The sequence below is a fragment of the Acinetobacter sp. 742879 genome (assembly GCF_000588535.1).
In the GTDB taxonomy this organism is placed as follows: Bacteria; Pseudomonadota; Gammaproteobacteria; order Pseudomonadales; family Moraxellaceae; genus Acinetobacter; species Acinetobacter pittii.
In genome coordinates this window covers 32,810-54,214 of sequence record NZ_JFYC01000008.1, presented here as the reverse complement: position 1 = coordinate 54,214, position 21,405 = coordinate 32,810, and the positions used below count along the sequence as shown (strand labels likewise).

General features: G+C 38.2%; 19 protein-coding genes. 14 read left to right on the top strand and 5 right to left on the bottom strand.

Features of this window, described 5'->3' with window-relative positions:
* The first annotated feature begins 2 nt into the window (after positions 1-2).
* From J690_RS15465 to J690_RS15460, 3 genes are all read left to right on the top strand, one after another.
* Positions 3-626, top strand: coding sequence for a LysE family translocator (locus tag J690_RS15465; RefSeq protein ID WP_032036789.1), 624 nt, complete (start codon positions 3-5; stop codon positions 624-626).
* 162 nt (positions 627-788) lie between these two features.
* Positions 789-977 (top strand): NF038215 family lipoprotein, encoded by a 189-nt coding sequence (locus J690_RS0104525; protein WP_032004289.1) that lies wholly within the window; start codon positions 789-791, stop codon positions 975-977.
* Positions 958-1,293: an EF-hand domain-containing protein gene (locus J690_RS15460; RefSeq protein ID WP_032004288.1), complete on the top strand. Its 336-nt coding sequence runs from the start codon at positions 958-960 to the stop codon at positions 1,291-1,293. Before J690_RS0104525 ends, J690_RS15460 begins: the two co-directional genes overlap by 20 nt.
* Positions 1,294-1,375: 82 nt before the next feature.
* Here the strand turns inward: J690_RS15460 and metG are convergent, their stop codons facing one another.
* Positions 1,376-3,442 carry a methionine--tRNA ligase gene (gene metG, locus J690_RS15455; protein WP_032036786.1) on the bottom strand — a complete coding sequence of 689 codons (2,067 nt, stop codon included), beginning with the start codon at positions 3,440-3,442 and terminating at the stop codon, positions 1,376-1,378.
* Positions 3,443-3,726: 284 nt separating this feature from the next.
* Between metG and J690_RS15450 the strand changes: the two genes are divergently transcribed.
* The 3 genes from J690_RS15450 (at position 3,727) to J690_RS15440 (ending at position 6,619) form a co-directional block, all read left to right on the top strand.
* Entirely contained in the window at positions 3,727-4,227 is a 501-nt protein-coding gene (locus J690_RS15450; RefSeq protein ID WP_032036785.1) for a hypothetical protein, read from the top strand.
* Between the two features lie 145 nt (positions 4,228-4,372).
* On the top strand, positions 4,373-5,602 hold the full coding sequence (gene apbC, locus J690_RS15445; protein ID WP_032036783.1) for an iron-sulfur cluster carrier protein ApbC: 1,230 nt from the start codon (positions 4,373-4,375) through the stop codon (positions 5,600-5,602).
* A gap of 144 nt (positions 5,603-5,746) precedes the next feature.
* On the top strand, positions 5,747-6,619 hold the full coding sequence (locus J690_RS15440; RefSeq protein WP_005803256.1) for a 5'-methylthioadenosine/S-adenosylhomocysteine nucleosidase: 873 nt from the start codon (positions 5,747-5,749) through the stop codon (positions 6,617-6,619).
* A gap of 32 nt (positions 6,620-6,651) precedes the next feature.
* Here J690_RS15440 and J690_RS15435 read toward each other — a convergent pair whose 3' ends face one another.
* On the bottom strand, positions 6,652-7,218 hold the full coding sequence (locus tag J690_RS15435; protein ID WP_016802582.1) for a DUF2062 domain-containing protein: 567 nt from the start codon (positions 7,216-7,218) through the stop codon (positions 6,652-6,654).
* 364 nt (positions 7,219-7,582) lie between these two features.
* On the opposite strand from J690_RS15435, the gene J690_RS15430 reads away from it, so the two are divergent.
* The 7 genes from J690_RS15430 (at position 7,583) to J690_RS15400 (ending at position 17,133) form a co-directional block, all read left to right on the top strand.
* Positions 7,583-8,176 (top strand): LysE family translocator, encoded by a 594-nt coding sequence (locus tag J690_RS15430; protein ID WP_005071033.1) that lies wholly within the window; start codon positions 7,583-7,585, stop codon positions 8,174-8,176.
* A 114-nt stretch (positions 8,177-8,290) separates the two neighbouring features.
* Entirely contained in the window at positions 8,291-8,860 is a 570-nt protein-coding gene (gene dcd / locus J690_RS15425) for a dCTP deaminase (RefSeq protein WP_002120290.1), read from the top strand.
* A gap of 301 nt (positions 8,861-9,161) precedes the next feature.
* The gene (locus J690_RS15420) at positions 9,162-10,511 is read left to right on the top strand and encodes a hypothetical protein (RefSeq protein ID WP_017387217.1); all 1,350 of its coding nucleotides are present in this window, start codon (positions 9,162-9,164) and stop codon (positions 10,509-10,511) included.
* A 228-nt stretch (positions 10,512-10,739) separates the two neighbouring features.
* On the top strand, positions 10,740-12,833 hold the full coding sequence (locus J690_RS15415) for a hypothetical protein (protein WP_032036781.1): 2,094 nt from the start codon (positions 10,740-10,742) through the stop codon (positions 12,831-12,833).
* A gap of 15 nt (positions 12,834-12,848) precedes the next feature.
* On the top strand, positions 12,849-13,574 hold the full coding sequence (locus J690_RS15410; RefSeq protein WP_032036779.1) for a DUF6160 family protein: 726 nt from the start codon (positions 12,849-12,851) through the stop codon (positions 13,572-13,574).
* Positions 13,575-13,606: 32 nt separating this feature from the next.
* Positions 13,607-16,018: a DUF6160 family protein gene (locus J690_RS15405; protein ID WP_019767931.1), complete on the top strand. Its 2,412-nt coding sequence runs from the start codon at positions 13,607-13,609 to the stop codon at positions 16,016-16,018.
* A 161-nt stretch (positions 16,019-16,179) separates the two neighbouring features.
* Positions 16,180-17,133: a DUF6160 family protein gene (locus J690_RS15400; protein ID WP_032036777.1), complete on the top strand. Its 954-nt coding sequence runs from the start codon at positions 16,180-16,182 to the stop codon at positions 17,131-17,133.
* Between the two features lie 83 nt (positions 17,134-17,216).
* On the opposite strand, the gene J690_RS15395 is transcribed toward J690_RS15400, so the two are convergent.
* Complete coding sequence (locus tag J690_RS15395) at positions 17,217-18,161, bottom strand: tRNA dihydrouridine synthase (protein ID WP_025464116.1); 945 nt, start codon at positions 18,159-18,161, stop codon at positions 17,217-17,219.
* Positions 18,162-18,245: 84 nt separating this feature from the next.
* Complete coding sequence (locus J690_RS15390; protein ID WP_002120294.1) at positions 18,246-19,055, bottom strand: cytochrome C assembly family protein; 810 nt, start codon at positions 19,053-19,055, stop codon at positions 18,246-18,248.
* Positions 19,056-19,195: 140 nt separating this feature from the next.
* Here J690_RS15390 and ffh point away from each other — a divergent pair, with 140 nt between their 5' ends.
* On the top strand, positions 19,196-20,608 hold the full coding sequence (gene ffh / locus J690_RS15385) for a signal recognition particle protein (protein WP_002120334.1): 1,413 nt from the start codon (positions 19,196-19,198) through the stop codon (positions 20,606-20,608).
* Between the two features lie 49 nt (positions 20,609-20,657).
* On the opposite strand, the gene J690_RS15380 is transcribed toward ffh, so the two are convergent.
* Positions 20,658-21,392: a pantothenate kinase gene (locus J690_RS15380; RefSeq protein WP_005803245.1), complete on the bottom strand. Its 735-nt coding sequence runs from the start codon at positions 21,390-21,392 to the stop codon at positions 20,658-20,660.
* Positions 21,393-21,405 lie beyond the last annotated feature (13 nt).

Below are 21,405 nucleotides of genomic sequence, written 5' to 3'. Positions count from 1 at the left end.
CAATGTTTGAGTCCCTTATTCCTCTTTTTTCAATTGCGATGGCATTGATGCTTGGAGCAATAAGTCCTGGGCCAAGCTTTATTTATGTTGCACAAAATTCAATTTCTAAATCACGTAAACATGGGTTGTTTACCGCTTTAGGGACGGGGACAGGTGCAGCACTTTTTGGTCTATTAGCAGTTATGGGATTGCAAGCAGTTTTATTAGCGGTGCCTTCTGCTTATTTAATTTTAAAAATTGGTGGTGGGCTATATTTGCTTTGGCTGGCTTTTAAAATTATTAAACATGCTAAAGAACCAATTGCGATGGAAAACGATGGCAAATCGAAAATGACCTATAAACAGGCATATCGATATGGCTTAATTACCCAGTTAAGTAATCCAAAAATCGCAGTCGTGCTAGCGAGTGTATTTACGGCTTTACTGCCAAAAGAAATCCCTAATTATTACTATGTCGCATTACCAGTGATTTGTTTTATGATTGATGCTGGATGGTATTCATGTGTTGCGATGCTGTTATCTTCAGAGAAGCCCCGAACAATGTACTTAAAAGCAAAAACAGGGGTGGATCGAGTTGCTGGAAGTATTGTGACTTTATTGGGTTTAAAATTAATTTTCTTCAAATGATTACTCTTTAATTAAAATATCTACAAAATCCAAAGCCAGCTATTTATAGTCTGGCTTTATTTTTGAGTAAAATATATACAAATTGAAATATCTTTTTTAGCACTTAAATACCTTAAAAGTGGTAACTTAATAAATAAAACAAAAAGAAATGAGGATCACGTTATGAAAAAACTAATAGTGAGCATTTCTGTAGTTTTTCTCATCTTAACTACAGGATGTGAGATGAGAACGACGAGTAAACAACAATCGGCAAATGAGCGGACTATGAGTATTGTGGGTACTCCAGTTCACGAAAAGGATTATAAAATTTCCGATATACAAGTGAATAATCATGAGCAATCTAACTATTAGGTTACTTGCTGGATGTGCAACTTACTGTGTTTTGAATATGGTAAGTGCATGTGAGCCTGCTTCTTTAGATTGGGAGCTTTTTCAGGAAAAATATGATTTAAATCATGATGGCATGTATAGCCAAAAAGAATTTCAACGGGTTGAAGACTTTTATCCTTATAACTGGCCGAGTGATAAACGTTTTCAAGGTGAAAACAAGCAGACAGAGCTATTTCATTATTTAGATGAAAATAAGAATGGCTATTTAACAAATGAAGAGTTGGGAAATATACACGTTTTATTTAATAACCCTTGCGAAGGGTGGCCGTGGTCCTAATTTAGTAAGCCCCGTTTAAACCTATTCAAAGCCCTTAAAAATAAAAAAGCTCCCAATTTAGGGAGCTTTTTTTGAAAGCAGATTAAGAAACTTTATCGCCTGGTTTCGCACCGCTGTCTGGAGAAATAATGAAAATACCTTCACCATTTCCAGCAGCAAGTACCATGCCGTTTGAAATACCAAAACGCATTTTGCGTGGTGCAAGGTTAGCCACCATAACAACCAATTTACCTTTTAGGTCTTCTGGTGCGTATTGGCTACGAATGCCACTAAATACATTGCGTGGTTCAGCTTCACCAACGTCTAAAGTAAGTTGTAGTAATTTATCTGAACCTTCAACTGTACCAGCTTCAAGTACTTGAGCAACACGCAAGTCAACTTTTAAGAAATCTTCAATACCAATAATTTCAGCTTCACCTACTGCTGGAGCAGGGGCAGCTTTTTTCTCGGCAGCTTTGTCCTTTTTCGCCGTTGCTTTAGTTGCTTCTGGAGCAGGAGCAACTAAAGACTCTTTAGAAGCATCAACCATAGCTGCAACAGCTTTTGGATCAACACGCTGCATAAGCGGTTGGAACTGCGCAATCTCATGGCTTACAAGAATTTGTTTGCGTGACTCGAAATCGAAGCTTTCAAGTTTTAAGAAATCTTGAACTTGTTGAGCTAAAGTTGGCAGAACTGGAGCTAAGTACACCGCGAGTTGACGGAATAAGTTGATACCCACGGAACATACATCAAGAACTTGTTGCTCTTGACCTTCTTGTTTAGCAAGAGCCCAAGGTTTTTTCTCATCAATATATTGGTTTGCACGGTCAGCTAGCGCCATGATTTCACGGATCGCCGTAGAGAATTCCCGTGCTTCATATGCAGCAGCGATTGAATCGCCAGCATCAATAAAACTTTGTACTAAATCAGTTTCTGCACATTGAGCAGATAACGTATTGTTAAAGCTGCTGTTGATGAATTTCGCACAACGGCTGGCAATATTAACGACTTTACCGACTAAGTCTGAATTTACTTTTTGAACAAAGTCATCAAGATTTAAGTCAGAGTCTTCAACTTTATCTGAAAGCTTAGATGCAAAGTAATAACGTAAATATTCTGGGTTTAAATGCTGTAAATACGTCTCGGCCTTAATGAAAGTACCACGTGACTTAGACATTTTTTGTCCATTTACAGTCAAGAAACCATTTACAAAAAGACCAGTTGGAGTGCGATAGTTCGCACCTTCAAGCATTGCAGGCCAGAATAAAGCATGGAAATAAACAATGTCTTTCCCAATAAAATGATAAACATCGTTTTGGCTGTCTTTTTTCCAGAAATCATCAAAGTTTAAATCTGGGCGTTTAGTTTTGATGTAGTTTTCAAAACTAGACATATAACCAATTGGGGCATCTACCCATACGTAGAAATATTTATTTGGTGCGTCTGGAATTTCAAAGCCAAAATATGGTGCATCACGAGAAATATCCCAGTCTGCTAAACCAGCTTCAAACCATTCATCTAACTTGTTCGCAATTGAAAGAGGTAAACGTCCTTCATCACGCGTCCATTTTTGTAAATATTCAGAGAAGTTTGGAAGCTTGAAGAAATAGTGATCTGATGATTTTTCAACTGGTGTTGCACCACTTAAAGTCGAACGCGGGTTAAGTAACTCAGTTGCATTGTAAGTTGTACCGCACACCTCACATGAGTCGCCGTATTGATCTTCTGATTTACATTTTGGGCATGTACCCTTAATGAAACGGTCAGACAAGAACATCCCTTTTTCTGGGTCAAATAATTGAGTTACAGGACGAACTGCAATATTTCCAGCTTCACGGTTTTTAATATAGATATCTGTTGAACGTGCTTTGTTTGCATCGCTATGCGTTGAATCGTAATGATCGAAATGTACACCAAAACCGTCAAAATCACGGATGTGTTCTTTTTGGACATTCGCAATTTGCTCTTCTGGGCTAATACCATTTGCTTCGGCACGTAGCATAATTGCTGTACCGTGAGCATCATCCGCACATACATAAGTCACATCATGACCCATTGCTCGCATGGCACGAACCCAGATATCTGCCTGGATGTAACCGAGTAAATGACCCATATGAATTGGACCATTAGCATAAGGGAGGGCATTAGTGACTAAAATTTTACGCACGGATTTCATTCTCTCATTCGTATTTATAAGGTGGAAGATTTTAACTGATGCAGGGAGATAAGCAAAGATTAATAATCTCCAGCTTGGCATAAGCGATTTCTATTAAAATGGATTTTGGTCAGGCATGGTTTCTCTTTAGAACAGATAAACAAATCAAAAAATATTTGAATCTTCCTGTATTGTCTTTGTTTCAAATTGCAGTTACGGTCAGAAAATAAGCCATAACGATGTATAACTAATAACTTATTCAGGTAATTTTTTAATTAACTATGAGGATAACAACGATGACTACAGAAAATAAATTAGATGAATTAAAGGCAAAAGCGGCTGATGCAAAAGTACAAGGTGAAAAAGCTTTGGACGATTTAAAGGAAAATGTAAAAGAGAAGCAAGCTGCTGGTAAAGAAGCAGTTGAAGATAAGGTAGACCAATTAAAGGCAAAAGCAGCTGATGCGAAAGTACAAGGCGAAAAAGCTTTGGAAGATTTAAAGGAAAATGTAAAAGAAAAACAAGCTGCTGCAAAAGAGGCAGTTGAAGATAAAGCTAATGATTTAAAAGGCAAACTTGATGATGCTCAGCATAGCCTGCAAGACAAGTTTGACCATTTACGTACTGAAGCAGCGCATAAATTTGATGATGCTAAAGCCAAAGCTGCAGAATTAAAGGAAGAGGCGGCTACAAAATTTGATGAGTTAAAAACTCAAGCAACTGCAAAATTTGATGAGTTGAAGAAAACAGCTACCGAAAAACTTAATAAATTGAAAAATCATGATTCTGCTGAATAAGCTGATTTAAACTAAAATCCGTACTCCTTACCTAAAAGATGAGTTCTGAAGTTAGTAATTATTCATCCCAAGGTGAGCGAGTGCGGAGCAATACTGTTACACTATCTCCATTAAGCTGTAATGATCTGTTTTTGGAGTAAACAATATGTCTTGGCTTTCTTCATTAAAATCCGTTTTTTCACCCGCACAAGAAGTGAAAGAAGAGGAAATCCAAACCGTACTCCAAAATTATTTATTGCCAGATTCAAAAGATGCTTTAAAAGAGCGCATTAGTCAGCTTCAAGTGCAAGGTCGTGTTTTACAACTCACCATTAATACTTTCCCAGACGAAAAAGAATACTTGCAGCAAATTCATGATGATTTAGCTGGCGCTTTGCAAAAGTGCGGTATTGAAGAACTTAATTTACATGTAGTTCAACAAAAGCGCCCTACACAAGAGAGTTCGGGTCAAGGTTGTTCATCTAAAGCACCGAAAGAGAATTCGAATTTACCTCCTGTGCTTGATGCTTCACCTAAGTCTGAACCGGACCCAAATAACCCACCAATTCAGAAAGCAGCGCCGCAACAAAGAGATGTGCCACTTCATCCTCGGATCAAGAATGTTATTTTAGTTTCATCAGGTAAAGGTGGTGTTGGTAAATCGACAACAACGGTCAATTTGGCGCTTGCCTTACAAAAAATGGGACTTAAGGTTGGGGTATTAGATGCTGATATCTATGGACCAAGTATCCCGACCATGCTAGGTAATGCTGGTAAAACTCCTCTAATTGAAAGTGAAAATTTTGTACCTTTAGATGCTTATGGTATGGCTGTGCTTTCTATTGGACATTTAACTGGTGATAACAACACACCTGTTGCATGGCGTGGACCAAAGGCAACAGGCGCTCTAATGCAATTGTTTAATCAAACACTTTGGCCTGATTTAGATGTACTCATGATTGATATGCCACCAGGTACTGGTGATATTCAGCTTACGCTTGCACAGCGTATTCCGGTTACAGGCTCAATCATTGTGACTACTCCACAAAATGTTGCCTTGCTTGATGCCACCAAAGGAATTGAGTTATTTAATAAAGTTGGTATTCCAGTATTAGGTGTTGTCGAAAACATGTCGACTCATATTTGTTCAAACTGTGGTCATGAAGAGCAAATTTTTGGTATCGGTGGTGGTGATAAGCTTTCCGAGCAATACCATATTCCATTGTTAGGCCGTTTGCCTCTAAATGCTCAAATACGTGAACATGCTGATCAGGGTAAACCGAGCGTTGTGGCAATGGATGATGCGGCTGATAGTTATATTGAGATTGCTAAAGCAGTCTGGCAGCAGATTGAAAAAATCCCTCAACGCACACGTGATGATAAGCGTATTTTCTAATTTATTAAAACCCGGCTTTAAGTCGGGTTTTTTTATCATCTGATTAAAATAAAAAATTAAATTACTGAATCCTAATAACAAAGCTGAACTTGAAATTGGCATGTAGATTGCTACCTTACACTTTTTAAAAAGAAAGGTTAAAAAATGCAATTTAAGTATAGTTTGGGCGTAATCAGTTTATGTAGCGCTTTATTTTTAGTTGGATGTAACGATGACAACTCATCTGCTTCACAAACACCAACAGTTCAGGAACAAAAACAGAAGTTACAGCCGATCATTATTCAGGGTGCTTTGCCAGTAGAATCGGAAAAAATGGCTTCAAAATTAGAGAATAAGACTATTGAAGAAATTGGTGGGTGGAAATTCTGGAAGGGTACCTATAACGGTTATCCAATGATTATTTCTAAAACTCGCATGGGTATGAGTAACTCTGCTGCAGCAACTGCTCTAGCGATTGAGCGTTATAAACCGATTGCGATCATTAATCAGGGAACTTCAGGTGGACATGATCCTGATTTGCACGTTTACGATATTGTTTTAGGAAAATATACAACCAATATTGGTGCATTTAGAACACCTAAACAGCCAGTGGGCGGTGGTTCAGACTCACTCACATGGGTTGAAGCTTTTGATGTTTTGCCAACTCAAGAATCAAATCCAGAACCGATTGCAATACGCAAATTTGAAGGTGACCAAGAGTTGTTAATGGCAGCACATAAAGTCCGTTATGATAAAGGTGATGTGGTTGAAGGAACGATTGGTTCAGCAGATGTCTGGAATAATGAGCTAGATCGTATTCAATTTTTCCATCAACGTTATGGTACTTCTGTTGAAGAAATGGAAGCGGCTTCTGTTGCACAAATTGCAAGCCAGTTTAATGTTCCTTTCCTAGGCATTCGAATCTTATCTAATAATATTACCAATAACGGAGCTTATGACCCTGGTACAGGAGAGGCTTGCCAAGAATATGTGCTTAATGTGGCCGAAGAATATATGAAATCAAAACTACCGAAATAATGATTTAAACTTATGCAAGAAGAGTGAAGCTTTTATAAAACCTCTTCTTGCTTCTTTTGATGATGTCTACTTTTCCAGTTTTTAACAACCATCCAGCGCCAGAAAATTTCTGTGCATATATATAAAATAACCGCAAATACAAAAGCTTCTACAACAAGTCCAGTCATCAAGATTTTTGCAAGACTAAAATCAATGTGGCCATGGCCGAAATGAGTAATCCAACGAGAAATCTGATGCAATACACCTAGCAGCATTTCTTTGTTAATCATATGCACATGAAAAATATGAGCGCCAAACCAAAATCCAATATATAGAATAGGAACTAATGTAAGCGGGTTACTTAACCAAGCGAGCATCAAGCTAATTGGTAAATTTACTTCAAATAGTAATACCGCCATCACAATAAATACGCTGTGAAAAGGAATAGGCAGTAAACCAAAAAAAGTTCCAACAAAAACAGCTCGGGTGATTGATTTTCGATTGACATACCAAAGCACAGGATTAAGGGTCTTTTTACCAAAAATCCTTAGAAATTTCATATTTGAAACTTTCTCGGGGGAGGGAAGCCAAGATTGAAAAAAATGCTTTGCCATAATCATTAAGGGTAGTAAAGCGCGATGCTCTATATAAAAAAATCAGAAACAATATATGAATTGAAACTTATTAAAAGCTTAAAATTTAAACTTACCATTGCTATATATTTTTTATTATAAAGACTTTTGATGGAAAAATAGACTTAAAATAAAAATACTTATGTTACTTAACTCATAATCTATTTGAAATAGTATAACAACTGACCGTAAAGTTTTCTTCTCGACTTTATGTGATTTTTGTATAAATAATTGTTTTTATATACTTTATTTTTGTTTTAAAAATAATTTGAAATACTTTGTCTTACAATTACCTTTTGCCTTGTGACAGGATATCTATTAATCTGAGATGACTATATTGTGAGGTCATTCAATGATTTCATGGCTTTTTATTGGCTTAGTAGCCACAATTTTACTTACTCCTGGTCCAACCAATACTCTGCTCGCTTCTTCTGGGGTACAAGTGGGCTTAAGGAAGTCAGTAAAACTTATTCCAGCAGAAGTTTTGGGTTATGTCATCTCTATTTCTGCATGGGGAATGCTGATTGGAAAAGTGTCTAGCACACTACCAATGCTGCCGCCTATTCTAAAGCTATTGAGCGCTTGCTATATTATTTTCTTAGCCATCAAGTTATGGCATACAGCAAATCAAGAAGTTGAATTAAATCAGCCAACGATTCGTGCTCGTGAGTTATTCTGCGCCACTTTATTAAACCCAAAAGCATTACTGTTTGCCTCAGCAATTTTCCCAGTAGCTGCATGGAGTAATTTTCATATTTATTTAATTCATATGATGGCTTACTTGGCACTTATTACCCCAATTGCATTGTTCTGGATTTTTTTGGGATCGGTTTTAGCATCTAAGAAAGTGGGTTGGTTAAATCAAACTAACTTGCAAAAAACTGCCTCGCTTGTTTTGGTCAGCTTTTCAATTCCAATTAGTTATTCTGCTTTACTGAACCTTTAAATGTACCGCTGAGCTATTCTTATTTGTTTGAGTAGCTTTGTGTTGTTTTCATAATTGGTTTTTTAAGTTAAAGTACGTCGAAATCAATGAATTTACCTTTTGGATAGAAAATACATGGCCATTAAGTCTGATCGTTGGATTCGCGAAATGAGCGAAAAACACGGCATGATTGAACCTTATGCAGAGAATCAAGTCCGTTTTGATAAAAATGGTGAAAAGTTGATTTCCTACGGGGTCTCTAGCTATGGTTATGATGTACGCTGTGCCCGTGAATTCAAGGTTTTTACAAACGTACATTCTGCAATTGTCGATCCAAAGAATTTTGATGACAAAAGTTTTATCGATATTGAGTCTGACGTTTGTATTATTCCGCCAAACTCATTTGCTCTAGCGCGTACAATTGAATATTTCCGTATACCTCGCAATGTGTTAACAGTGTGCTTAGGTAAATCGACCTACGCTCGTTGCGGTATTATTGTAAATGTGACTCCATTAGAACCTGAATGGGAAGGTCACGTTACGTTAGAATTTTCAAATACGACAAATTTACCTGCACGTATTTATGCTGGGGAAGGCGTAGCACAAATGCTATTCTTTGAAAGTGATGAAGTATGTGAAACCTCTTATAAAGATCGTGGTGGTAAATACCAAGGTCAAACAGGTGTTACGCTTCCCAAAACCTAATGTTTCCTCGATGAAAAGATTTTAAAAATAATGGGTCACTGAGGTGGCCCAATTTTATAAATAAAATTTTTATGAGAAGCGTTTATCGGAATTATGATAAACGACAGTTTCCTTTTGTAAAAAATGATATAAAATGATCAATAATTGATTTGTTTTTTTGTTCTGCATCACAGAATTTAAAAGCAAATGTGGTTGATATAGGCTCTCTTTGATAATTTTTAGTTAAATATTTATCAAACGTAGATAGCCAAATAAAAAGAAATTAAACAGGATTATGCCCCCACGGATATGGAGGTCGGCTATGCGACAGTTTACGTCTCTTCGAGTAGCACTTTTGACACTCGGAAGCTTATGTTTTTCTTCAGCTTACGCTGCTTCTACACTAGTCCCTATGTCAGATTCGGAACTATCAGCAACTCGGGGCCAAGCCTTGATGAGTATGTCTTATATTGCACCTAATGATTCGGCAAATCTGGAAAAATTGCGTGATAGCAGTAGTAATGTAGGATTTTATAAATTAGGTTTAGAGGCCGAGTTAGAAATTAATGCCAATATTCGTAAACTGCAGTTAGGTTGTGGTGGGGTAAATGGTGCAGGCGGCTGTGATATTGATTTTGATAATGTTAGTTTAAGTGGTGTAGCAGATACACGCGAGGGCCGGGTAGCAAGCGATGCTAAACTGACAAACCCTTTTTTCGAATTGGCAATAAAGAACCCAAATAGTGCATCAACTCGTGAAGTAGCTGGTATTCGCTTGAGTGCTGAAGCAGTTGAAGGGCTTTTAACTATTGGCACAGAAAACTCAGCTACACCAAATGGTATTAATAGTTTAAGTGGTTATATGGTAGTAGCACCCCAAGTAGGTGCGGCGACTGTTGAGGCTGCACGCATCACGCAAACAGGTAGCCCTGCTTGTGGCGTATATCCATCTCCTTCGGGTTGTGGTGTTAACCAAGCAATTACAGGTAAAGCTAGAGGTGAAATTGCATTAGGAGCAGGATTTAATCTTGATTTCCAGACTAAGTCTTATGATATAACACTGTCCCCTACCCAAAAAGCACAGTTATCATTACCACAATCAATTGTATCCGGACACCGGATGAGCAGTGTAAATTTATTAGCCTCTGCTATAGTCAATGGTATTGATTTGTCGGGTACACTGGCAGCTGATGTTGATATCCTTGGGGGAATTACGTTAAATGGTAATCTTCGTGGGACCATTAATAATTTACCTGTAACAGTACCGTTGTTAGAAAATTTAGGTTATATCCATAAAATTGATTTGAGTGGTAGTCCATTATCATTATCGATGCAGGGACAAGATATACGTTGGCCTGGAACAGTATCAACAGCAATGCGTGGTTGGTGGCTAGAGTTATCAAATCCAATAGATATTGGTCGAATTGACCCGACTAATAGTGTCGTTATTAAAACAGATACTATTAGAGATGCACTTACTGAAGTGAGTAAAGAATTAACCCAGAATCCATTAAACTGTGGTTTCTTGGCTGTAAATTGTATTGGTGGTGATTTTAATGTTGGGACAAGGGATTTATCAAACGCGAGACCAGCAGTACTAGAATTACAGAATTTACAATTAGCTAATCAGTCTTTTGCTCCAAACTGCTACGGAAGTTTAAAATTCTGCTAAGTATGAATGCATAGTTTTAAATTTTACATTCATCGGAAAAGTAAGTTTTTAAGCTCTTTTTTTTGCATTCGTGCAAATATTGCGCATAATGGAAATGTGGAAGGGTTGGCAATATCTATTTGGATTTGCCTTCTAGTCTAGGGAGAAAAGGAAAAATTCACCTAGCATCAAGGATTGTTAAAGAAAAATAAATATGGTGCGCGGCATCGTATAAACAGGAAGGTCAAGATGACTACACTTAATTATACGGTAAGGTTTCAAAAAACCGTTCTGGCAAGTTTAATTGGCTTTTGTATAAGTCAGCCAAGTTTTGCTCTTGAAGAACTTTCTGATGCAGGTTTAAGTGAAACCACTGGTGAAGGTATTGCTATCTTGCCACAGAATACTTATATGGTATTTCGTGGAGCCGGAGCGAATGAAACTACAAACCAAATTTTAACTGACCGCACTAAAGATACGGGTTATATCAATTATGTACCCGTAGGTCCATTAAGTATGACTTCGGCAGACACCAATAAAAACGGTTCGGTTGATTCAGGTGACCGTGCAGTGGGTAAAGCTGATATTTATCTTTATGGCCTTGCTTTATCCAAATCTGATAATAATACTAATACACGTATAGCTTCTACTGAGGCAGCAGCAGCAATATCAAGCTGGGGTACAGCTGTTAACCCTTGGATATTTAAAGTTGCAACTGAAAATTCAGTACCGAATTTTAGTGCAAATAATTGTACAGGTGCGACTGATCCTACTTGTCAATTAACCTATCTAGCTTTGGAAGCACCTTTATATGAGGTTGGAACAAAAGATACGGCTGGTATAGATGCTTATAAGTTGAAACTAGGTCTATGGTCCGATATCTTCGTTCGAAATCCGAATAAAATAAATGGGACAGCAGATCAATTTAATTATGGCGACTCAAATGGTTTAATTGGTACAAGTACTGATGCAACTCGTGCAAACCGTCTTCGTTTACAAGGAGTGTGGAATAACTTTAGCTTAAATGGCAGCCGTTTACAGCTTTTCCAAACATTAGGCGGAGCAACATCTGCTGGTGGAATGAGCCCTTTTTATAATAATACTTTGGGTGTTGCCGGAGTTATACGTTTGAATAGCGGAGACAGCAAGGATGTTAAGGCTATTACTACAAGTTCTCTAACTGAGGGATCTACTACTACTCCGTGGACTCTTATTCATGCAGGTGCTAATTCAACATTAAGTACAAGCACAACAGGTGATTGTAATAATGGAGGAACAGGAAGTTTTGGTACCTCAGCGGGATGCCGCTATTATGTAGAAAAACGTACACGTACAGATAGTAAAACTGCCACAAAAACGTGGGATGCTTCAGGTTTATCGAATGCTGGAGTTTTACGTTTGAGTACACGTGAAACGAGCGATAGTGGAAACCTTATCACACCTGCAATTAATGGTGGCGTAGCACCCACTTTTGATGCTAACGAGGGAGTTTACCTTTATAACCCAAATATAAATCTTGTATTAGGTACTTTGTACCAGCCTTTGATTTTAGGTTCTGATGGTAAAAACTTTAGTTTAGAAATTGCCCGTATTGCGAATAAACCAGAAATTTATAAACAAATTTATACTGACTATAGCGGTGTGGATACCTCTTATAAAGGCTCAACTTGTAACGTTTATCAATGTGGTAACCAACTAACTTTAGGCGGTAAAAATTATCAAGGCTATAATGCAACACACAGTAGTATTACCATTGGTACTGCCTTTAGTGAGGATGGCGGAAAAACTCTAAGAGCTTCAACCGATGAAGGAGCAGTAGGTATTTCGTTTGGTAAGTTAAATTCAGGTACGGTTTCACGAACAACTTATTCAAATCAGATGACTGAAGTACATTATAAACAACGTGGAGTAAATACTCAGACGTGGGTTCAGTCTTATAGTTGTACTCTATTTATTTGTGGTGCTGGTACAACAGGATATTTATATCAGTGGGAATATAATAATGGCTCAACACCTTGGGCAATTTTAGCTCCAACAACAAAGCCTGCTGATGCTACATGTTCTCCAACTATTGGTTGTAGTAGCACTTCTGGAACTACACCTATGTATGGTTCAATTGCAAACCGTGTTTGGGCAAACTCATCAGCTGTTTGGTTAACTGCAGCAAATAATGAAGTAAATAATTTAATTGGCGCTAATAATGGAATGACAGGTACAACTTTTCCAACATTAAATCAGGCGCCCACACCTGTTATAAATTCTAGCCCAATAAATAACCTGGGGTCTGCTGTCATTGATGGTGTTTTAATCCAACACTTGAAACTGACAACTAAAGGTCTATAAGAGGTGGGTAACGCGATGAAAAAAATAACTGCTTTACTCCTTGCTCTTTGTGCAACAGTGACTCATGCAGAGCTACAAACTTTAGATAATGAAGCATTACAGGCGATTAATGGTCAAGCTGGTGCTGATTTATCTTTAATGCTCAATTTAAACCAAACAGCTAACGGTGTATTTGACAATGGTAGTGGTGGTGTCTGTGAGAACGTAGAGTTTTGCCATCTTGGCTTGGCAATTAATAAGCGTTTTGTACAAGCAGATGCGAGTAAACCAAGTGGTTGGGCCGAAAATAGTGATAGTGGTAATAAACTTTGGCTCGTATTTAAAGGCGTACAAGGTACTTTAAATATTCAAAAGATGGGTTTGGATGGCGCTGATTTAAAGTATTTGGATAAAAATAATACTGAAATGATTAAGCCTGCTATTCAGCTTAGTTTTAGTGCGGCACAGCCAATTTTAATTCGTAACTTTGGTTTTAATGCTTTATCAATTGAGCAAGATAACTTTACCAGCTCAACAACAGCGCAAGGGTCGAGTGCAAATATGTATGATTATGCATATTTCAAAAAGCCAACTTATGCCGCTACTGCTAATAGTGCAAACCAGCAAGTTGCTACTGCAACACCATCGGCGTATGACCATGGACGTGAAACTGGTTTTATGGGCTTGATGATGAATGGGAATTTGGCTATCCAAGGAAAAGTCATGGTCTTTAGCTGTGATGGCAGCCATCCTCGTTGTTAAGGGGTAATGTAGATTTCAAAGGAACTGAAGTGATGAAAAAAAATAAAGAAAATCACAGCTCAAAGTTTATTTTAAACGCATTAACAACCAGCATGTTGTTAGTGAGCGGACATGTTTTTGCGTTAGAAGCTTTAACAGATGCTGACTTGAGTGCTGTTAATGGACAAGATGGGATTTCGATTCAAACGACGTTTAATGAAATCAATATTGATAATGCTTACTGGGATGACCATGCAGGTACACCTAGTAGTGCAGATCAGGTCTTAAGAGCTCAAGCGAGCGGGATAAAAGTTCAAAAAAGTAATGCATCTAGTCAGCCTTTAAGTACAAATTACCGTTTAGATGTAGGGAGTAACCCAACTACGGGTAAAACTGGACTCGACTTTTCTATGCAAAGCAGTCCATCACTTATTACCGTAAATAGCGTTAAAGTATGTAATACCTCTGCTACTTGTTCACCAACAATGGGCCAGCTGGCTATTCAAACAACTTCCCCACTAAATTTGGCACTTACAACCCAAGATGGCTTATTTAATGCAAATAGCCAGTCAAGCATGACACTTGGTATTAATAATGCCAATATTTATCTAGGGCAATTGGATGCTCGCAGCCAGTTAAATCAATTAATTTTAAGAAATTTTAACTTTAATTTTGTTGGTAAAGGAGCCATGTTGATTGACCCAACTCGTGGCTTGGTTTTACAGACAAATACTGGAACTAATGTTGCTGGTGTAGGACAAACTCCGAATACTACCTATGGCTATGTTGATTTTAACCGTGTAGCAGATTCAGCTTCTGGTTTAACTGCGGGTACTTATGTTGACAGTAGTGGCAAAGTAACCAATTCAGGCCTGAATATTGAGGTGATGCTCAGTTCGAATGTAGATAAAACTAATCCTTATGCTTTAGATGCAACTAATAGCCCACAGAATGCAAAAGGTTTGATTCGTTTAGGTGCTAGCGGACGTATGGTAAATAGTTATTTACAAGTCCGTGGTATGGATGGTACGGCGGATACCACCACTTTAGGCACTGCAAATACCGCTACGGGTACGGGCTCAAGTAATAGTATTTTAGGTAATTCTGGAATTGCCTTTCGTATGAAAGGTGAATTCACTAAAGACAATGACTCAATGCTAGGCTCAGATGGCAAAGCAACCACTTTAGAAATTGGTGGAGCAGGTCTGAATGCCTATGGTTTCGAATTTGGTAATTTAACAGGTCTTAACTCAGCTACACGCGGTTATTTTGACAGCGGAAATATTTATTTAAATCTTGCTGATACAAAAACATTATTAATGCCAAACAACGCGACTTTAAATGCAATTCGTTTAGGGTCGGGTACTTTAACAACAGCTGCTGATTATCAGCATAATATTCACCGTGATACGGTGACTAATCCGTTTAGCTTAATTCTTGCGATGCGTGGAGCAGAGTTTCAAGCATTTTCAAGACGCGGTCGTTTTACTACAAGTGCAAATGTTGCTGCTGCCAATCAGTTTGCAGATAATGGTGCAAATAACCAGTGGGGCTTAGCCTTACCTTTTTATAATTTAAATGCTAACGCTGCTGTATATGGTTTAGATGCACCGGCAAATAGTGCTTATTACTATACAAAAGATGCAAATGGTAAGCCTATTCGAAATGCTGTAGCTGCATCTGGAACGACTTCGCGTTTAGGTTTTGGTATTGCTGCTGGAACTACGGGACGTGATGCGACTGGAACTAAAACAACCTCAATTTTATTAATTGATGGTTCTCCAAATGCTAATAATGGTGGTAGTCCTACTGATTATTACATGGGCTTACGTAATATTGATATGTTCCTCAAAGGTAATGGAAGTATTGGTTTAGAAAATGGCAGTCTTAATATTAGTTTAAAAGAGATGCTACTTGCTTTATCAACAGAAATTGCAGCTGGTTATTTACCAGGGGCTAAATATAAAACTTGTCCAGCGACGGGTTCATGTTCTTCACCTATTGATAATTTTGCCAAAAATAATGATGTCTTATTTGGTCTAAAACTCCGTTTAGGTGGCGATCTTAACTTATCAATTGTGCCAAATAGTTCAATTGCAGATGGTAGTGCTTTAACTGTACTCGGCGATTTCACAGTGCCTGCGACAGCAACTGGAAATACGGTTCAAATTAGTGATCCGATTGATGGTTCTGCAATTGGTTTTGACAATATTACAGGAAAGCTAGCGTTTAATACCGCTTTGGTTGTGGGTAAAGATACAACAAGTGGTTTAGGTAAAGTTGGGGTAAATACAGCGGTTTATTTCAACCCTGATAAGAGTATTGACGGCGCGTTACGTGTTAAAGATATTAATTTCTATCCGCCTTCAACAGGAGCGGGAGCACGTTTAGGTGAGCTTGCAATTACGGGTGGACGTTTAAATAGTAGCTTTAGTATTGTGCCTAGAAATGGGGCCTTTAACTAATATAAAAAAGTGACGATTATCGTCACTTTTTTATATAAATTTTATTTTAGTGTGATTGGATTTGCATTCGTCGGGTTATAGAGATAATTGCTTTGTACTTGAATATTATTCTGATAGTCTGAACAAATAATAAGCGTTTGTCTCTTAAGGATTAGAGCGACATGAAGAATAAAAATATAGGATTTTGGCTGCTACTTGTCAGTAGTTCAAGTGTTTTTGCAATGCAACCTTTGGATGATCAAAGCCTTGCAGCAACGACGGGCCAAAATGGTTTAACTTTAGGAATTCAGGCCGATAAAGTTAAATTTAATCAAGTCGCACTCATTGATACTAACGGTATTGCTTCAACTTCTTATAACAGCAAGGCTGGTTTTGTTATTGCTGGAAACTCTACTAATCCAGTTCCTGGTATAGAGTTTATTAAAGCCGCTGTATCGGGTAATCCTTCTTTTAATATTGCAATGGATACCGATGCTGGGGGGGGAAATCCTTTTTTAAATTTAGCTATATCTATGGGGAATGATGTAAACGGAATTCGACTTCTACCTTTTTCAGTTTATTTAGCCCCAAGTACATCTTTATCTAGCCCATCCGATTATGCATTAACAAGTTATGCACCAAAATCAATTTTTAGTTCGGGAACGACAGTAAATACGGGTGTAAAAGAAATCATTCGCTCTACTGGAAATCTAGATATTAACTTTGTACAAGCCAATAAACCTCGTTTAAATATTCAACTGGGCCATGCTGCGCAGTCCGTCATGGTTAAATTTGGTGGGGCAATTCAATCTATTTGTTCTGCTGCTACGGGTTGTCCAATTACTTTAGTGTCCGATAATACGGGTGCTACATTTGGGTTTAAGTTTGCAGGAACAAATACCTCAACTGGTTTTGTATTAGATGGTTTTTATGCAGGAGTTGATCCAACTGGATTAACTTTTGGGAATACAGGCGCATCTAGTAAATTTGATGCTTCACTTAATAATGTCACTTTAGGGAATATGGGTACTCAAAATACAACAACGTTTAATAATTTACCTAATGGTTCTATGGGGAGTTTTGGTGTCACTGGCGTTTCTGTAACTGACTTTAAAATGAAAGTAAGCGGCTTTTAAAAAAGAATAATAGCTTAACCTGAAATACGAAAGAGGGCAGTTGTGAAAACAATCGCCCTCTTTTTTTTAAAGGCTATGCCGAGTTAAATAGTATCTGATCTGGTGTGTTCTAATTGTTGAACAATTTCATCTAAAGCTTTAATACGTTTCACCTGATCCCATAATTCTTTCGCTTGAGGATAGGCTTTGGTCATCATGCCTAACCACTGCTTATAACGACCAACCATCCCAATTTCTGTTTTTGCTTGACCGTTTAAAAAGCGAATTTGTAAGTCAACGAGTTGTTCCCAACTAAATAATGCTTCATCCATATTTTGGCGAATGCATTGGGTTAAATCTGGAGTCGTTACCGCACCACGGCCAATCATTAAGTCTTCACAGCCAGATTGTTGCTGACAGGCTCTAGCATCAGCATTGGTCCAGATTTCACCGTTAGCAATGACATTAATTTTTAAAGCTTCTTTAATAGGTAGAATTTTTTCCCAATAAGCTGGTGGTGTATAGCCATCTGCTTTAGTTCGAGCGTGTACAGTTAACCAGCTTGCACCTGCATCTTCGACAGCGTGGGCATTTTCCATTGTATGGTTTTCATCGAGGTAACCTAAACGCATTTTTGCTGAAACAGGAATATGAGCAGGTACAGCATCTCTCACTGCTTTAATCAGCAGATGTACCACGTCTGGTTCATCAAGAAGGACTGAACCACCACGATGTCGATTAACGGTTTTTGCAGGACAACCGAAATTAAGGTCGATTGCAGGTGCACCCAATTCAACAACTTTTGCTGCATTTGCTGCCAGCATATCTGGATTATTACCTAGGAACTGAACATGAACAGGGGTACCGGCTGCTGTTTTACCATCATTTTTTAGTTCAGGACAAAAACTATAATAGATGTGGTCTGGCAAAATACTGTCTGTAACGCGAATAAATTCGGTCACACACCAGTCGAAATCACCAACAGATGTGAGTGTATCCCGCATGATCGGGTCAGTTAAACCTTCCATTGGAGCGAGTATGAGTTTCACAGTCTGTGTCACCTGAGTAAAACGAAAACAGCGTTATACGGGATATGCATAACGCTGTCTAGTATCGATTAAATTATAATTTCTCTAGCGCCCTAAAATCATCTCAAGTACAAATTTACTGCCGATAAATCCAATCGCTAAAAGTACAAAACCCATTAAGGTAAAACGAATTGCTTTTTGGCCTCTCCAGCCAAGTTTGTAATGGCCGATCAGTAATGAGCCATAGATAAACCAAGAAATAATACTAAATACGGTTTTATGAGCGAGATGCTGAGCAAAGAAGCTATCAATTGTTAAAAAACCAAATGTAAGCGCAATCGTTAATAAAATGAAACCTGTAATGATTAGGTCAAATAATAAAGATTCCATCGCTTGAATTGGCGGGAGTAAGTTGACCCAGAAACGTTTTTTTTGTTTCTTTTTGAGTTCACGATTTTGGAACCACATCAAGATCGCATGTATGGTTGCCATCAGTAAAACTGCATAGGCAGAAAGCGAAAGAATGATATGAGTATCAAGTCCTAACGAATGCTGTTCAATAAATTGATCTGGTCGACTAAAGGCAAACCCTAAAATAAGACCAATAGCTGCGACAGGAATGCCTAACAAATTTAATGGCAGAATAGGGCGAAAAGTACTAAAAATTAAGCTTAACAATAACATAAGCCCTGATGTAAAAGACATCAGGTTAAATACATCGTAGTTAATTCCTGCTGGTGTAAGCATGGCATCGCATAAAACTGTGCCGTGCAGTACTAATGCCAAGATAGTAACAAAAGCAAATAACCATGAGTTTGGTTCACGTTTTGACATTAAACGAATAAACAGATACCAGAAAGAAGTGGTATATGCGATGAGTGCCAAAATTGTATAAACCAAGGGGAGGCTAATCATGTCAAACCTTTTTCAGGATTAATTCATCTATATAAGATATAAATTCGCTGCGAACTAAAGTATCCTATAGCATTCTATGCATAAATTTTCTATTTCGAGAAAGATTTTTTTGCAACTAGCCATTTTAAGCGGATTTTGCAATGTTTGATACCTTAACAGAACGACTCACACAGAGTTTAAGAAATGTTACTGGCTCAGGGCAGCTGACCGAAGACAATATTAAAGATACCTTACGTGAAGTACGTATGGCACTTCTTGAAGCCGATGTCGCGTTACCTGTAACTCGTGAATTTATCGCGAAAGTTAAGGAAGAGGCATTGGGCCAAGAAGTGATGACTCAGTTATCACCAGGCCAGGCATTTGTAAAAATTGTTTATGACGAACTCACCAAGATGATGGGTGAGGCGAATGAAACACTTGATTTAAGTGCGAAACCTCCTGTTGTAGTATTACTTGCTGGTTTACAAGGTGCAGGTAAAACCACAACTGCTGCCAAGCTGGCACGTTTCTTAAAAGAACGTCAAAAGAAAAAAGTAATGACTGTCTCTGCCGACGTTTACCGTCCGGCAGCGATTAAACAGTTAGAAACTGTTTCAAATGAAGTTGGTGCAGGCTTTATTCCTTCAGATCCTTCTGAAAAGCCAATTGATATTGTTAATCGTGCAATTGAACAGGCAAAAATCCAGTTTGCTGATGTATTGATTGTCGATACGGCAGGCCGTCTACATGTCGATGCAGACATGATGGATGAAATTAAAGAATTGCATGCAGCAGTTAAGCCGACTGAAACTTTGTTTGTGGTTGATGCCATGACAGGTCAGGATGCTGCAAATACAGCAAAAGCATTTAATGATGCTTTAGCACTTACCGGTGTGATTCTTACTAAAACTGATGGTGATGCACGTGGTGGTGCAGCGCTTTCTGTGCGTGCCATTACTGGTAAGCCAATCAAGTTCTTGGGTATGGGTGAGAAGCTTGACGCTTTAGAACCATTCCATCCAGACCGTGTTGCTCAACGTATTTTAGGCATGGGTGACGTACTTTCTTTAGTCGAAGAAGTTGAACGTAAAATCGACAAAGAAAAAGCCGAAAAAATGGCGAAAAAATTGCAAAAAGGCGGTAGCTTCAACTTTGAAGATATGCTGATGCAATTTGAGCAAATGAAAAAAATGGGCGGTATGATGGGCTTCTTAGACAAGTTGCCTGGCATGAGCGGTGCAGGAATTCAGCAAGCGATTGAGCAAGCGAACCCTGAAAAACAAGTCAAGAAGATGGAAGCGATTATCCAGTCAATGACTGTTAAAGAGCGCCGTAACCCAGACTTGATGAACCCAAGTCGTAAAAAGCGTATCGCGGCAGGTTGTGGTATGGATGTTGCTGAAGTGAATAAACTTATCAAGCAACAAGCACAAATGGCCAAAATGATGAAGAAGTTTGCCAATCCATCTGGTATGAGCAAAATGATGCGTTCATTAGGCAATATGCAAAAGCAATTTGGCGGTGGCGGTGGCGGAATGGGTCCACTGTTTGGTAACAACGACCAAAAGAAATAAATCCATAAAATAAAAGGCGCATATAGCGCCTTTTATTTTGTTGTGTATTTTAGTCTTTAGGATAATGAGCAATATATTGCTGTAGTCCTTTGAGTAAAAGGTCGGTTTCCACCACAGGCTCATATTTTTGTAAGAACTTGGCAAATAGTTTTGCATCACCACCAGTCAGCAGCAGCTTTTTAGGTGATTGCTGCATAATATTTTCAATGGTACTAATCAGGCCTAATAAAATACCGTGATGTACTGCATCTACAGTGTTATTACCCGGATTTAGATTGTCAAAAGCGGAGTCTGGAATTTTAATACCCTTGGTATTTTGAATAAGAGCATCTCGCTGCAAATACAAATTAGGCAGGATGTAACCTCCTAAATGCTGTTTACCTTGAGTTAGGTCAATTGTGAGCGCTGTTCCGCAACCAATAATGCAATAGTTTTCATCTGCTTGAGCTACAGCGAGTACTTGTAACCAGCGGTCAATTCCGAGCTGACTCGGGACTTCATAACCACACTGTAAACCTGCATATTCAGAATGAACTTTGGCAAAAATTACTGGAATTTCAAGCCATTTTAAAATCTGCTGAATACGTTGGTTATTTTCGGTATCGAGTACCGAAGAAATCCCGATTCGATGCAGGCCTTGATGCTTAAAGTGTTGAATTAAACCAAGTAATAAATCGGCAGGGGACTGTAAATGTAGCTCAGCTGCATGTTCAATAATTTGCTGATTTTCAGTAATCCAGTATTTTAAACGGGTGTTTCCGATATCAAGCCATAAACTTTTCATGGGGGAAATACCT

Coding starts and splice junctions, on each gene's coding strand:
- J690_RS15410 (WP_032036779.1), top strand. CDS start 12,849: ATGAAAAAAATAACTGCTTTACTCCTTGCTCTTTGTGCAACAGTGACT.
- J690_RS15465 (WP_032036789.1), top strand. CDS start 3: ATGTTTGAGTCCCTTATTCCTCTTTTTTCAATTGCGATGGCATTGATG.
- J690_RS15450 (WP_032036785.1), top strand. CDS start 3,727: ATGACTACAGAAAATAAATTAGATGAATTAAAGGCAAAAGCGGCTGAT.
- ffh (WP_002120334.1), top strand. CDS start 19,196: ATGTTTGATACCTTAACAGAACGACTCACACAGAGTTTAAGAAATGTT.
- J690_RS15460 (WP_032004288.1), top strand. CDS start 958: ATGAGCAATCTAACTATTAGGTTACTTGCTGGATGTGCAACTTACTGT.
- J690_RS15435 (WP_016802582.1), bottom strand. CDS start 7,218: ATGATTATGGCAAAGCATTTTTTTCAATCTTGGCTTCCCTCCCCCGAG.
- J690_RS15390 (WP_002120294.1), bottom strand. CDS start 19,055: ATGATTAGCCTCCCCTTGGTTTATACAATTTTGGCACTCATCGCATAT.
- J690_RS15405 (WP_019767931.1), top strand. CDS start 13,607: ATGAAAAAAAATAAAGAAAATCACAGCTCAAAGTTTATTTTAAACGCA.
- dcd (WP_002120290.1), top strand. CDS start 8,291: ATGGCCATTAAGTCTGATCGTTGGATTCGCGAAATGAGCGAAAAACAC.
- J690_RS15440 (WP_005803256.1), top strand. CDS start 5,747: ATGCAATTTAAGTATAGTTTGGGCGTAATCAGTTTATGTAGCGCTTTA.
- J690_RS0104525 (WP_032004289.1), top strand. CDS start 789: ATGAAAAAACTAATAGTGAGCATTTCTGTAGTTTTTCTCATCTTAACT.
- J690_RS15380 (WP_005803245.1), bottom strand. CDS start 21,392: ATGAAAAGTTTATGGCTTGATATCGGAAACACCCGTTTAAAATACTGG.
- J690_RS15430 (WP_005071033.1), top strand. CDS start 7,583: ATGATTTCATGGCTTTTTATTGGCTTAGTAGCCACAATTTTACTTACT.
- apbC (WP_032036783.1), top strand. CDS start 4,373: ATGTCTTGGCTTTCTTCATTAAAATCCGTTTTTTCACCCGCACAAGAA.
- J690_RS15415 (WP_032036781.1), top strand. CDS start 10,740: ATGACTACACTTAATTATACGGTAAGGTTTCAAAAAACCGTTCTGGCA.
- J690_RS15420 (WP_017387217.1), top strand. CDS start 9,162: ATGCGACAGTTTACGTCTCTTCGAGTAGCACTTTTGACACTCGGAAGC.
- J690_RS15400 (WP_032036777.1), top strand. CDS start 16,180: ATGAAGAATAAAAATATAGGATTTTGGCTGCTACTTGTCAGTAGTTCA.